Genomic DNA, 12,577 nt, shown 5'->3' with positions numbered 1-12,577 from the left:
GCCTCGTCCCCTGGGCGCTGGAGCCCGTGACGGCCTGAGTCGTGCTCCTCGGCCGGAGCGGTGCGAGGTGTCGCGCGCCGCTCCGGCGGGCCCGCCGTTACGCCTTGCCTCGGCGGCCCATGTGCTGCCCGGTCAGCGAGCGCGGGTGCGTCGCGAGCTGAGCCGGGAAGCCCTCGAAGACGACCTGTCCGCCCTCATGCCCGGCGCCGGGCCCCAGGTCGATGACCCAGTCCGCGCGGGACACCACGTCGAGGTTGTGCTCGATGACGATGACCGTCGACCCGGCATCCACCAACCGGTCGAACAGGCCAATCAACGTGTCCACGTCGTTCATGTGCAGGCCCGTGGTGGGCTCGTCGAGCACATAGATGTTCCCAGAACGGCCCAGCTCGGCGGCGAGCTTCAACCGCTGGCGCTCACCGCCCGACAGCGTTGACAGCGGCTGCCCCAGCGTGAGGTAGCCGAGCCCGACGTCATCCAGCCCCTGGAGGATTTTGGCGATCGCCGGTTCGGTGAAGAAGGCCACCGCATCACTGACGGCCATCTCGTAGACGTCGCTGATGGACTTGCCGCGCAGCCGGTGCGACAGCACCTCCTCGGTGAACCGCTTGCCCTCGCACGTCTCGCAGACGGTCACCATCGGGTCCAGGTGCGCCAGGTCCGTGTAGATGACGCCCAGGCCACTGCAGTCCGGGCAGGCCCCCTTCGAGTTGGCGGAGAACAGCGCGGCATCCACCTTGTTCGCCTTGGCGAAGGCCTTGCGGACGTTGTCGAGGATGCCGGTGTACGTGGCGGTGTTGGAGCGGCGCGAGCCCCGAGCCAGGTTCTGGTCGATGATGATGGTCTCCGGGTACGCCTTGGGCAGGCAGCCCTGAATCAGCGACGACTTCCCCGAGCCCGCCACGCCCGTCACCACCGTGAGCACACCCCGCGGAATCGAAACGGACAGGTCCTGGAGGTTGTTGAGCCGGGCGCCCTTGATTTGAAGCTGCCCCGTGGGCTTTCGAGGCGTGGTCTTCAGCGGCTGGAGCTTCTTCATGTGGTTGCCCGTGAGCGTGCCCGAGCTCAGCAGCCCCTCGTAGGTGCCCTCGAAGACGACCTGACCACCCTTGTTGCCAGCCTTGGGCCCCATGTCGACCACATGGTCCGCAATGGCAATCATGTCCGGCTTGTGCTCCACGATGAGCACGGTGTTGCCCTTGTCGCGCAGCTGCTGCATCAGGCCCGCGAGCCGGCCCACGTCGTGCGGGTGGAGCCCCACGCTGGGCTCATCGAAGATGTACGTCACATCGGTGAGGCTGGAGCCCAGGTGCCGCACCATCTTCACCCGCTGGCTCTCTCCACCCGACAGCGTCGAACTCTCGCGGTCGAGGCTGAGGTACCCCAGGCCAATGGTCACCAGGTTGTCGAGCCGGTGGGCCAGGGCCTCCAGCATGGGCCCCACGGACGGCGCGGCAATCTTCCGGACGAACACGGCGAGGTCCGACACCTGCATCGCGGAGCACTCCGCGATGCTCTTCCCCTGAATGTGGCTGGCGAGCGCTGCCTGGTTGAGGCGCCCACCCTTGCAGGAAGGACAGATGGCTCGGGTGAAGATGCGCTCGTATTCGGCGCGGACGTGCGGTTGGACTGTCTCAGGGTCCTTGGAACCCAGCGTCCGGCGCAGCTTGGGGACAAGGCCCTCGTAGGTGAGGTTCATCTTGTCGAGCTTGATCTTCCGACCGTCGTCCAGGTGGAGGAGCTTCTCCATCTCCTCCTTGGTGTACTTGGACAGCTTCTTGTCGACGTCGAAGTAGCCCGAGCGGGCGTAGATGGCCCAGTACCAACTGTCGACCGCATAGTCCCTGGGCAGGATGGCGCCCTCATTGAGGGACTTGGACTTGTCGATGACGGCGTCCAAGTCCATGGACGCGACCTGACCGATGCCCTCGCACTCCGAACAAAGCCCCCGAGGGTCGTTGTAGGAATAGAAGCCCGGGCTGCCCAGGTGCGGCTCGGCGAGGCGTGAGAACACCACGCGGAGCATCTGCGCGGCGTCGGTGACGGTGGCGACCGTAGAGCGTGAGTTCCCGCCCAGCCGCTGCTGGTCCACGATGATGGCGGCGGAGATGTTCTCCAGGCTCTCCGCGTCCGGCTGGCCGTAGTGCGGCATGAACTGCTGCACGAAGGCCGGATAGGTCTCATTGATGAGCCGCTGGCTCTCGGCCGCGATGGTGCCGAAAACCAGGGATGACTTGCCCGAACCCGAGACACCCGTGAAGACCGTGATCTTCCGCTTGGGGATGTCGAGCGAGACATTCTTCAGGTTGTTCTCGCGTGCCCCGCGAATCTTGATGGAGCCGTACATGCTTGGATTCTCCTTAGAGTGACGCCCTGCCCGCGGACGCGGCGCGTCCACAAACAGGCTTCCCGCAAATCGCTCGACATCTTTTCAGCCGCGCCATAACTTCGTACGCCGCACGGGGTTTAGCACAACAACCCCGTACGCTGTAAATAGTTATCCCGAGGTACGGATGAGCGACGAGATTTCCGGACGGGGCGACCCGTTGAAATCACTGCAGCTGCTATGGGGACGGACCGAGGCACCGAAGCGTGGCCCGAAGGCGAAGGCCAGCGTCGCGGAGCTGGTGTCAGCCGCAGTCACCATCGCGGATGCCGAGGGGCTCGAAGCGGTCAGCACGCGCCGCGTCGCGGAGGCGGTGGGTATCTCCCCCATGTCGTTCTATACGCACATCCCCAGCAAGGCCGAGCTGTTGGACTTGATGATGGATGTCGTGTCCGGCGAAATCCTGAAGGACCGTCCCGTCTTCAAGCCCGCCAACTGGCGCGCCAACCTGACGCGGGTGGCGACGGACTATCGCGACTTCTACCTGGCTCACCCGTGGGTGATTCCACTCGCGACGCACCGCACCGTGCTGGGCCCGAACACCTTCCGTTCCGCCGACATCGCCTTGAGTGCCATTGAAGGCCTGGGGCTCACAGACCTCGAGATGGACCGGGTCATCACCCTGGTCCTCGACTACGTCCACGGCGCGGTCCGCAACGCGGCCCGGGAAAAGATGGTCAAGGACCTGACCGGCATGACGGACGAGGAGTGGTGGTACCGCGTCGCCCCCTTCCTCGAAACCGTCGACTTCACGCCCTACCCCGTCCTGTCCCGCGTCGGGAAGACCGCGGGAGAGACCTACGGGGCACACGACCCCAGGGGGGCGTTTGCCTTTGGTCTCGAGCGCGTGCTCGATGGACTGGCGGTGTTCATCGACGGAAAGGCGCCGGGAAAGAAGCGGCGCTGAGCCACCAGGCGGCGAGCGTCGAACTCGCCGTGGAGGGGTGGCCTACGACGGGGGAGACCATCCCCCGCTCCGCCCCGAGCGCTTCAGACGCGAGGCGGTTCGACGGTGAGGCAGACGCGTGATTCGTCACTCAATCGTGGAGTTCGTCACGACGATGGGCGTGTCATCGTGATTCGAAATCTGTGGATGCGTCGGGTACCACGAGCCGCCCGTATTGTTCCGAATCACGGAGCGGTCGATGCGGATGTCCCCCGAATGGTCATTGCTCACGAAGAAGATGGCGCTGCCGTGAGCATTGACCTCGTTGTGCTCAATCCGGGTGCCACAAAGTGACAGCGTCATCGTGTTCCCATCGTTGTAGATGGCCCCGCCGCTGCCCCCACCCGGCGTCCCCGGCCGCGCGGGATTGGCGCCATGGCCGACAGCCCGGTTGTGGGAGAACAGGCTGTTGATGATGGTCCACGACACGCCGATGCTGCTGATGCCACCGCCGTTGGAGCAGGCACCGCCGTAACCCGCCTTGCCCCCGAAGGTCGTGTTCACCACGTACACGGGCTGGTTCCGGTGCTGGCTGAACACGCGGAGCGCGGCGCCGCCCACATCCGGCCCCACATCCGCGCAGACGTTGTTGAAGAACCGGGAGTTGATGACCTTCAAGCGCCCGCCGCGCACCCAGACCGCGCCGCCGCCGTCGTACTCGGCCTCCATCCTGGAGCTGGCATCCACGAACGTCAGGTTCTGCAGCGTCAGCCGAGGGTGGTCCTGGTCCTGGCAGTGCGCCGTCGTCCACACCTGCTCCCGGTCGCAGGTGTTCATGTACAGGATGCGGTGCCGCCCCGCCCCGCTCAACGTCACCAGCCCCTTGCCGTCGATGACGATCTCCGGCCCCGTGTCGTTGAAGATCTTCGCCGTCCGCTCCAGGGTGATGGTGACGGGCTGGAGACCGCAGTCGAAGGTGATGACCCCGCCCCGCGCCACGGCCTGGATGAACGCGTCACTGGTACAGCTCTCTGGACTGCCCGTGCCGACGACCGTGGTGGGCCGGGAGACGTCCGCGAGGCCAGCCTCGGCCGGGACGGCGCACGTGGCCTCCGGGTTCTGATTCCCGGCGGGAGGCCCATCCTTGGGATTCGTCAGCGGGTTGGGCGTGTCCACGCCCCCGTCGTCCTCCGAGCACCCCATCCCACCGGCGAAGGAAAGTCCGAGAAGCACGAGCGCGGGCAGCCGACGAAATCTCTCAAGGTGCATGAGGCCTCCAGTCCGCACCCAGTGTAGCCCCGCGCTGAGCGATGGCCCGGGGCCTCCTTCTGGAGGCTACCGAGCCGTCACGGCTGCCCGCCGAGCCACGGGCCCCACTGGACGATCCGACTGCCGCCCGCGGACTCACGCTGCCCCCCGGGGCCCACGCGCTCGGAGCCGCTGGAGAGCGACTGGAAGCGCGCTTCATACGGCAGGCCCGCGAGCCCCGGCGCCCAGGGCTCGGCCGCGTAGGTATCCATGAAGACGTGCTGCGTGCCTTCCAGGTCCTCGGTGCGCTGGTCCGTGATGGAGGGCACGTTCCGGTCTCCCACGGTGAAGGTGCCACGGGCGCCATCCCTGGAGGGAGGCCACTCGCCCGAAACCAACGCCTCCCAAGGAAGGCCCATCACCACCTCCTCCAGGGACTCAGGCTCCGCGTTGGAGAAGTCGGCGCACGGATCGCTCCCAGTGCCCAAGGGGCCCTCCGCGCGCAGGATGTAGCCGCGCTCCGCGGTGAAACACACGCGCAGCACCTCGTGCGTGGGCGCCATGTCCACCTTCCTGTCGTAGTACGCGCCGGGCCCCAGGGGCCGCTCCAGCGCGGGCGCGGGGGCGCTGGCCTCGGTGGAGCCCTCCTGGAACTCACGCAGCGACAGCTTGATGCCGCCCGGCGTCCGGAACCCGGCTGACTCGGTGCTGGCCTCCAGTAGGCCGCGCGTCAGGTAGAGCAATGCCGAATCATTGGCATACACGCGCGTGCGCAGCGGACCATCCACGGGCCGTTGATCGCTGACATAGCGAGTGGCCTCCCAGTTGCGCCCGGAGAAGGAAGGACGCTCCGCCGTCACCTGCCCTGGACGCGGCACGTCCAGCGAGCGCGTCATGTCCGAGCGCACGGGCACCACCAGGTCCTGCGCCAGCCGCGTCTGCGTCAACGGATTGCCCGCCGCGTCGGTGAAGGCCACCCGCACATAGACCCAGGGCTGCTGGACGGACACGACCTCCAGCGTCAACTGGCCGTCCAGCGTGCGCGCGGCGTCAGCCGCACCGGGGGTGGGGCCCTGGGTCGCGGAGAAGGCATAGGTGACGCGATCGCCCACGCGGGCACGCTTCCAGGCCTCCGCGGCCTGCTGAGAAGTGGAGCTCTGGCTCTGAGCCTCAATGGGCGAGGGATTGCTCGACATCGTGCTCCCACAGCCAGGAAGGAACGACAGGGCCGCGCCCAGCAGCGCGGCGACAGGACAGGTGACGTGGCGCATTTGCATATGCGACTGAATACACCGACAGTGTATTCACGCGCACCTCTCGTCAGAGGGAGTGTCCTTTCTCCCCCCATTACAGGGCTGTAGTTTGTTTTCACTCGCGCCAGATCATGCCTGGGGTGTCTTTGCCCCATGGGGCAGGTGACCGATAAGCAGACATCACTGTGCGGTTTCGAAACGCCTGGCCGTCTCCAGGCAATCTTAAGTAATCACGCGGGTTTGCGACAACTGGCGTCAACTCCATTTACGCGCCCGTGACGCGGGCCTGGAGCGCAGGCACTCCACGCTAGTCAATTTTTTCTGGTTTCTCGCTCTACGCGACTCATTGGCCCACCATTTGCTCATGGGCCGGGACGCGCCTCGCCGCGGCTGGTGGATACCAGGCGGACGGCGCGTCCCCCCGCAGTCAAAACGGACGAGGAATCTCCGATGCCCATGTTCCAGAAGATGTTCAAGGGAGCTGCAGTCCTCGCGGTGACCGGTAGCATGATGCTGACGGGCTGCGGCACTGACGTGCAGGCCGATTCGCAGCACGAGCAGGATGAGATCATCTCCAACCTGGTCGAGGCCGGCTTCCCGGCGGACGACATCCTGGTCTCCGACGGCCAGGTGTACGTGGGTCGCGACGCGCACGTGACGCTCGAGGCGTCCCGCGAGATGCTCGAGACGGACCTGAGCACGCAGGAGCAGTACCGCACGACGAACCTCGTCGCCTCCTCCATCACCCGCATCTGCATCGTCCCGAACTCCGCGTACGCCGCCAACTCCACGCTGATGTCCGCCCTTGACCGGGCGATCGCCAACTACAACGCGCTGGGCCTGTCGTTCACCATGCAGCGCGGCGGCACCGGCTGCAGCGCGACCATCTCCGCGCGCACCATGTCCGGCGCTGGCGGCTCGGCGGGCTTCCCCTCCGGCGGCCGTCCCTACGGCACCATCAACATCGGCACCGGCACCGCCACCTACGGCGTGGCCGTGGTCGAGCACGTCGTGACCCACGAGCTGGGCCACGCCGTGGGCCTGCGTCACTCTGACTACTACAACCGCAGCATCAGCTGCGGTGGCGCGGCCACCAACGAGGGCACCGCGGGCGTCGGCGCCATCCACATCCCGGGCACGCCGACCACGGCCACCCGCGGCGGCTCGCTCATGAACTCCTGCTTCGGCTCGTCCGAGACGGGTAACTTCAAGAGCTCCGACGTCACCGCGCTCCAGTACCTGTACTGAGTCATGGCGCGACACCCCACAGACTTCCGCGTGACGCTGTGGGGTTCGCTCCTCGCTGGGACCGTCTTCCTGGGCCTCACCGCCTGCGGAGGACGGTCCGAGCCCACCGAACCTGCGGTCTGTGAGCCACCCGCCAGTCCGGAGGTTCGTGCTTTCGCGCAGTGCGGTCCGACGCTCGACTTCGCCCCCATCAACAGCTACGTCGGCGAGTTCTCGGACGTCATCCAGGACCGGGAAGACGCCGTCGTGCTCATTGACGGGCGCTGCACCGGAACGCTGATTCAAGCAAGCGCGGGCCCCGTGGTGCTCACCGCGGGCCACTGTGTCAACCTCGGGGACATCCCGCTCATCGTCTTCAACTTCGAGGACGACGCGGACGGCGACCCTTTGATTACGGAGGGCACCGTCATCGAGCAGTCGATGGAGCCGGACTACGCGCTCATCCAGCTCGACGTCCTCCCGGATGTCACGCCCATCCGGCTGACGGCCCAGGCCACCGAGCAACTGGCCATCATCCAGCACCCCCGCGGACGCCCCAAGGTCATTGCCGAGGGCCGGTATCTGGACGCGTGCAACAACCGCTTCTTCTACGGGGACCTGGACACGCTGGTCGGCAGCTCCGGCGCGGGCGTACTCAACCGGCAAGGGCACCTGCTGGGCGTCCACACCGACGGAGACTGTGAGGTCAACGGCCGGGGCTCCAACCGGGGCGCGCCCGCCGAGGTCATCGTCGAAGCCTCCGCGTATCTGCAAATCGAAGACATCACCGAGCCGTCCACGGCGACGCGCACGAAGGGGGCGGACGCCCCATCCGCGCGGCTCGCGCCCTGAGTGTCGGGCCGCGCCTGCACCGGAACGGTGGGGGGCCTCTTCACCGAACGGCGCGGGTTGTCACCGGTCCGCGGCAGGCGTTGGAGCCCCCGGGCGCGCCAATGTCGCCCGGGCCGGTGTCGACCACCTTGGGTCACGCCGCACACGATGCGGACTCCACGAGGCGAACGGGCGGCCAGACGCTTGCTCGCGGCGCCCAGGATGAGCCCGCGTCACCACGGAAGGCCGTGGCCATCATCCGCGCGCATCCCCGTGCCATTGGCCGTCGGGCAGACGAGCAAAAGGCCCCTGCTGTTTGAACGCAAATCAAGCAGCGGCCCCCCCCACCTCGATGTCACTCGACGCGCTCTGCGCGACATGCGAGACGCTGGCGCGAGCCGAGGCATTGCCGCGCCCGCCTCTCGGAGTCGACGCACCATGGAAGTCGCAGCCCCCCCGAATGCCGCCCCACACGGCGCACCGTCGCTGGGGCTGTTCCGGCTCACGTGGCCCATCTTCCTGGAGCTGCTGCTCTTCATGATGATGGGCACGGCGGACACGCTGATGCTCAGCGGCGTGTCGGACGACGCCGTCGCCTCGGTGGGCGTCGTCAATCAGTACGTCTTCATCTGCATCCTCATCATGGAGGTCGTGGGTCACGGCGCGGCCATCGTCGTGGCCCAGTACCTGGGCGCGCGCAGGCAGACAGAGGCCGCGCGCATCGCCGCCATCGCCGTCACCCTGAACCTCGCGCTCGGCATCACCGTCAGCGCGGGGCTGCTGCTCAGCGGAGATGCCATCCTGGGCGGGATGAACCTTCAGGGCCACATGCTGGCCTACGCCAAGACGTACCTGCACATCGTCGGCGGCTTCCTGTTCCTCCAGGCCCTCATCAACGTCTTCGCCGGGATGCTGCGCACCTACGGCTTCACGCGCGCGTCCATGTTCGTCTCGCTGGGAATGAACGTGCTGCACGTGGGTGGCAACTACGTGCTCATCGCCGGCCACTTCGGCTTCCCCGCGATGGGCGTGGCGGGCGCGGCCATCTCCACCGTGGTGAGCCGGGCCATCGCGCTGGGCGTCTTCGTCTACGTCCTGTACCGGGTGATGCCGGTGAAGATGGCGCCGCGCGACTACGTGACGTTCTCCAAGGACTACGTCCGCAAGATTCTCAAGGTCGGCCTGCCCTCCGCCTTCGAGCAGGCCACGTACCAGGGCTGCCAGACGGTGTTCCTGTACTACGTGACGTTCCTGGGCGCGGTGGCGCTGGCGTCCCGGCAGTACGCACACGCCATCTCCCAATATGTCTTCCTGTGCAGCCTGGCCATTGGCATGGGGACGTCCATCATCGTGGGCAGACTGGTGGGCGCCAACCGCGCCGACGACGCGTACCAGCAGGCCCTGCGCAGCCTGAAGTGGGGCCTGGCCATCACCCTGGTCGTGGACGTGGCCGTCGTCCTCCTCCGCGTCCCCATCGTCTCGCTCTTCACCGAGAACGCCGACATCGTCCGGCTGACAGCGCAGGTCATCGTCATCGGGCTGGCCCTGGAGACGGGGCGCTGCTTCAACCTGGTGCTCATCAACGCCCTGCGCGCCGCGGGTGACGCGACGTTCACCGTCTACATGGGCATCGCGTCCATGGTCTGCATGAGCCTGCCGCTGGGCTACTACCTCGTCTTCCACATGGGCCTGGGACTGGCCGGCGTGTGGATGGCGGTGGCCGTGGACGAATGGGTGCGCGGCATCACCATGTGGCTGCGCTGGAAGAGCCGCGCCTGGGAGAAGCAGGCCCTGGTCTCCCCCGTCGCGGAGGCGGAAGCCGCGCCCGTCGCCGCGCCCGCCTGAGCCGCGTGCTCAGCCGGTGACGACCATGCCGTCGCGCACCGTCACCGGCCACGGCGTGAGCCGGCCCCCCGAACACGGCCCGCCCACGCACAGCCCGTCCTCCACCTGGAACAGGGCTCCGTGCCAGGCACAGACGATGAGCCCCTTGTCCGGCGTCAGGTAGCCGTCCAACTCGCGCGCGAGCGGCAGACCTGCGTGGGGACACCGGTCCACGTAGCCGTGGACCGCGTCACCCTTGCGCACCAGGAAGCCGTGGAAGAAGGCGTCCCCAATCTGGAGGACGAGGTTGCGCGCCCCGGGGTCCTCCAGGGCGCTCAACGGGAGCAGCTTCACGTTGGCCGGCGTCGACCAGACGCGCTTGCGCCCCGCCGTCTCACCACCCGTGCTCACGCGGCCCTCAAGGCAACGTCGCCTTCTGGAAGCCCGCCCAGCACGCGTCGTAGTCCTGCTGAAGCGCCGGCGACTCCATGGCGAAGCGCGTGGGACGGATGACCCAACGCGACTCGAACATGAAGGCCAGCGTGTCCTTGATTTTGTGAGGCTTCAGGTCCGCCTGGATGGCCTGCTCGTAGCTGGTCCGGTCCGGGCCATGGCCGCTCATGCAGTTGTGCAGCGAGCCGCCGCCCGGGGCGAAGCCGCCCGCCTTCGCGTCGTAGACGCCGTGCACCAGCCCCATGAACTCGCTCATCACGTTGCGGTGGAACCAGGGCGGCCGGAAGGTGTGCTCGGCCACCATCCAGCGCGGCGGGAAGATGACGAAGTCGCAGTTGGCCGTGCCCGGCACCTCGCTGGGCGACGTGAGGACCGTGAAGATGGACGGGTCCGGATGGTCGAAGCTCACCGTGTTGATGGTGTTGAAGCGGGCCAAGTCGTACTTGTACGGCGCCAGGTTCCCGTGCCACGCCACCACGTCCAGCGGTGAGTACGAATACCGCGCCGACCACAGCCGCCCCTGGAACTTCTGCACCACCTCCGTGGGCCGGTCCACGTCCTCGAAGGCCGCCACCGGCGTCAGGAAGTCGCGCGGGTTGGCCAGTCCATTGGCCCCAATGGGCCCCAGGTCCGGCAGCCGGAAGAACGCACCGTGGTTCTCACAGACGTAGCCGGCGGCCTGGCCCTCCGGCAGCTCCGCGCGGAAGCGAACCCCGCGCGGCACCACCGCGATTTCGCCTGGCGCCACGTCCAGCACGCCCAGCTCCGTCACCAGCCGCAGCCGCCCCGCCTGCGGGACGATGAGCAGCTCGCCGTCCGCGTTGAAGAACACCCGGTCCACCATGGAACGGTTGGCCGCGTACAGGTGGATGCTGATGCCCGCGGCCGACGCCGCGTCCCCGTTGCCCGCGTAGGTGACGAGCCCGTCCACGAAATCCGTGGGCTGGGCCGGCGGGGGCTGGGGACTCCACCGCAGCCGGTTGGGCGAGGCGGGCACCTCGTCGAAGGGCCCGCTGCGCAAGAGCCCCTGCGCCAGCGGCTGGAACGCAGGGTGGTTGGCGCTGGGCCGCAGGCGGTACAGCCAGGCGCGCCGGTTCTCCCGGCGCGGGGCCGTGAAGGCCGAGCCCGACAGCTGCTCGGCATAGAGGCCGAACGGCGCCCGCTGGGGTGAGTTCTGTCCCTCGGGCAGTGCGCCGGGCACCGCCTCGGTGGCGAACTCGTTGCCAAAGCCAGACAGGTAAGCGCCGGGAGCCGTCTTGAGGACGCTCCCCGGCGACACCTCGGAGGAAAGCTGGGTGGTCACCGGATTCTCCTCGCAAGCGCGGCGCGCGGACTAGTCGACCTTGATGACGCCGCGGCGGATCTGGTCCAGTTCGATGGACTCGAAGAGCGCCTGGAAGTTGCCGTTCCCGAAGCCCTCGTTGCCCTTGCGCTGGATGATTTCGAAGAAGATGGGCCCGAAGAGGTTCTCGGTGAAGATCTGGAGCAGCAGGCCCTCTTCCTCGCTGCCGTCGATGAGGATGCGGTTCTTGCGCATCCGCGCCAGGTCCTCGCCGTGGTTGGGGACGCGCTTGTCGACCAGGTCGTAGTAGGTTTCCAGCGTGTCCTGCAGCACCACGCCGCGCGCGCGCAGCCGCTCCACGGTGTCGTAGATGTCCGGCGTGGTGAGCGCCAGGTGCTGGATGCCCTCGCCCTTGTACTGGCGGATGAACTCTTCAATCTGCGACTTGTCGTCCTGGCTCTCGTTGAGCGGAATCCGGATGGCCTTGTCCGGAGCGATCATCGCCTGGCTGAACAGGCCCGTGGCCTGGCCCTTGATGTCGAAGTACTTCTGCTCGGTGAAGCCAAAGATGCGGTTGTAGAAGGACGACCAGGTGCGCATCTGCCCGCGGCGCACGTTGTGGGTCAGGTGGTCCAGCGTCTCCAGGCCCACGCTGTTCTTCGCCTCGGACTCCTCGGCGCCAGGAATCATCTGCCAGGTGTCATAGAGCGTCCCCTTCTCCCCGTGGCGGTCCACCAGATACAGCAGGCTGCCACCGATGCCCTCCAGGACATAGGAGCCCTCGCCCAGCGAGCCCCGCTCCGGGTCCGCCGCCTTGGCGCCGCGCTCCAGGGCCATCTCGTAGGCGGTGCGCGCGTTCGCCACGCGGAAGGCCATGCCGCTGGCGGACGGACCGTGCTCCGCGCGGAACTCAGCGGCCTGCCCGGAGGCCTCGCGGTTGATGAGCAGGTTGATGCCGCCCTGCTTGTAGCGGACCAGCTCCTTGGACGGGTGCTTGGAGTACGCGGTGAACCCCAGCCGCTCGAAGAGGCGCTCCATCACCTCGGGCTGGGGGCTGGTGAACTCCACGAACTCGAAGCCATTCAGCCCAAGAGGGTTCTCTGCCGTATCCGCCATGACGCCGCCTCCGTGCGTTGCAGGGGCGCGGGCCTTCACGGCCCACGCGAGTCACCGAAAGCGCCCCGTGG

10 protein-coding genes are annotated in these 12,577 nt (G+C 67.4%); 4 read left to right on the top strand and 6 right to left on the bottom strand.

The window, feature by feature from the left end; genetic code table 11:
• Positions 1-97: 97 nt before the first annotated feature.
• Positions 98-2,347 (bottom strand): ATP-binding cassette domain-containing protein, encoded by a 2,250-nt coding sequence (locus HNV26_RS13765; protein ID WP_171440179.1) that lies wholly within the window; start codon positions 2,345-2,347, stop codon positions 98-100.
• 166 nt (positions 2,348-2,513) lie between these two features.
• Between HNV26_RS13765 and HNV26_RS13760 the strand changes: the two genes are divergently transcribed.
• Positions 2,514-3,293, top strand: coding sequence for a TetR/AcrR family transcriptional regulator (locus HNV26_RS13760; RefSeq protein WP_171440178.1), 780 nt, complete (start codon positions 2,514-2,516; stop codon positions 3,291-3,293).
• 126 nt (positions 3,294-3,419) lie between these two features.
• Here HNV26_RS13760 and HNV26_RS13755 read toward each other — a convergent pair whose 3' ends face one another.
• Both HNV26_RS13755 and HNV26_RS13750 read right to left on the bottom strand, forming a co-directional pair.
• A complete protein-coding gene (locus HNV26_RS13755) occupies positions 3,420-4,541 on the bottom strand; it encodes a hypothetical protein (RefSeq protein WP_171440177.1) in 1,122 nt (373 codons plus the stop codon).
• A 77-nt stretch (positions 4,542-4,618) separates the two neighbouring features.
• Positions 4,619-5,797 carry a DUF6068 family protein gene (locus HNV26_RS13750; protein WP_171440176.1) on the bottom strand — a complete coding sequence of 393 codons (1,179 nt, stop codon included), beginning with the start codon at positions 5,795-5,797 and terminating at the stop codon, positions 4,619-4,621.
• 426 nt (positions 5,798-6,223) lie between these two features.
• On the opposite strand from HNV26_RS13750, the gene prtB reads away from it, so the two are divergent.
• The 3 genes from prtB to HNV26_RS13735 all read left to right on the top strand — a co-directional run bounded on the left by prtB (position 6,224) and on the right by HNV26_RS13735 (position 9,676).
• Positions 6,224-7,021, top strand: coding sequence for a M57 family metalloprotease PrtB (prtB, locus tag HNV26_RS13745; RefSeq protein WP_171440175.1), 798 nt, complete (start codon positions 6,224-6,226; stop codon positions 7,019-7,021).
• Positions 7,022-7,024: 3 nt separating this feature from the next.
• A complete protein-coding gene (locus HNV26_RS13740) occupies positions 7,025-7,852 on the top strand; it encodes a trypsin-like serine peptidase (RefSeq protein ID WP_171440174.1) in 828 nt (275 codons plus the stop codon).
• A 417-nt stretch (positions 7,853-8,269) separates the two neighbouring features.
• Complete coding sequence (locus HNV26_RS13735; protein ID WP_171440173.1) at positions 8,270-9,676, top strand: MATE family efflux transporter; 1,407 nt, start codon at positions 8,270-8,272, stop codon at positions 9,674-9,676.
• A gap of 9 nt (positions 9,677-9,685) precedes the next feature.
• Here the strand turns inward: HNV26_RS13735 and HNV26_RS13730 are convergent, their stop codons facing one another.
• Genes HNV26_RS13730 through hppD form a run of 3 tightly spaced genes read right to left on the bottom strand, consistent with a single transcriptional unit; the run spans position 9,686 to position 12,506 of the window.
• On the bottom strand, positions 9,686-10,066 hold the full coding sequence (locus tag HNV26_RS13730) for a Rieske (2Fe-2S) protein (RefSeq protein WP_171440172.1): 381 nt from the start codon (positions 10,064-10,066) through the stop codon (positions 9,686-9,688).
• Positions 10,067-10,073: 7 nt separating this feature from the next.
• Positions 10,074-11,411 (bottom strand): homogentisate 1,2-dioxygenase, encoded by a 1,338-nt coding sequence (gene hmgA / locus HNV26_RS13725; protein WP_366816862.1) that lies wholly within the window; start codon positions 11,409-11,411, stop codon positions 10,074-10,076.
• Positions 11,412-11,441: 30 nt separating this feature from the next.
• On the bottom strand, positions 11,442-12,506 hold the full coding sequence (gene hppD / locus HNV26_RS13720; RefSeq protein ID WP_171440171.1) for a 4-hydroxyphenylpyruvate dioxygenase: 1,065 nt from the start codon (positions 12,504-12,506) through the stop codon (positions 11,442-11,444).
• Between the last annotated feature and the right edge of the window lie 71 nt (positions 12,507-12,577).

The sequence above is a fragment of the Myxococcus xanthus genome (assembly GCF_013116825.1).
In the GTDB taxonomy this organism is placed as follows: Bacteria; Myxococcota; Myxococcia; order Myxococcales; family Myxococcaceae; genus Myxococcus; species Myxococcus xanthus_B.
This window is presented reverse-complemented; position numbering and strand designations above follow the sequence as displayed.

What these genes read in the sequence shown, in the direction of transcription:
- HNV26_RS13750 (WP_171440176.1), bottom strand. Translation starts at nt 5,797, where the DNA reads ATGCAAATGCGCCACGTCACCTGTCCTGTCGCCGCGCTGCTGGGCGCG.
- HNV26_RS13760 (WP_171440178.1), top strand. Translation starts at nt 2,514, where the DNA reads ATGAGCGACGAGATTTCCGGACGGGGCGACCCGTTGAAATCACTGCAG.
- HNV26_RS13765 (WP_171440179.1), bottom strand. Translation starts at nt 2,347, where the DNA reads ATGTACGGCTCCATCAAGATTCGCGGGGCACGCGAGAACAACCTGAAG.
- HNV26_RS13740 (WP_171440174.1), top strand. Translation starts at nt 7,025, where the DNA reads ATGGCGCGACACCCCACAGACTTCCGCGTGACGCTGTGGGGTTCGCTC.
- HNV26_RS13735 (WP_171440173.1), top strand. Translation starts at nt 8,270, where the DNA reads ATGGAAGTCGCAGCCCCCCCGAATGCCGCCCCACACGGCGCACCGTCG.
- HNV26_RS13755 (WP_171440177.1), bottom strand. Translation starts at nt 4,541, where the DNA reads ATGCACCTTGAGAGATTTCGTCGGCTGCCCGCGCTCGTGCTTCTCGGA.
- prtB (WP_171440175.1), top strand. Translation starts at nt 6,224, where the DNA reads ATGCCCATGTTCCAGAAGATGTTCAAGGGAGCTGCAGTCCTCGCGGTG.
- hppD (WP_171440171.1), bottom strand. Translation starts at nt 12,506, where the DNA reads ATGGCGGATACGGCAGAGAACCCTCTTGGGCTGAATGGCTTCGAGTTC.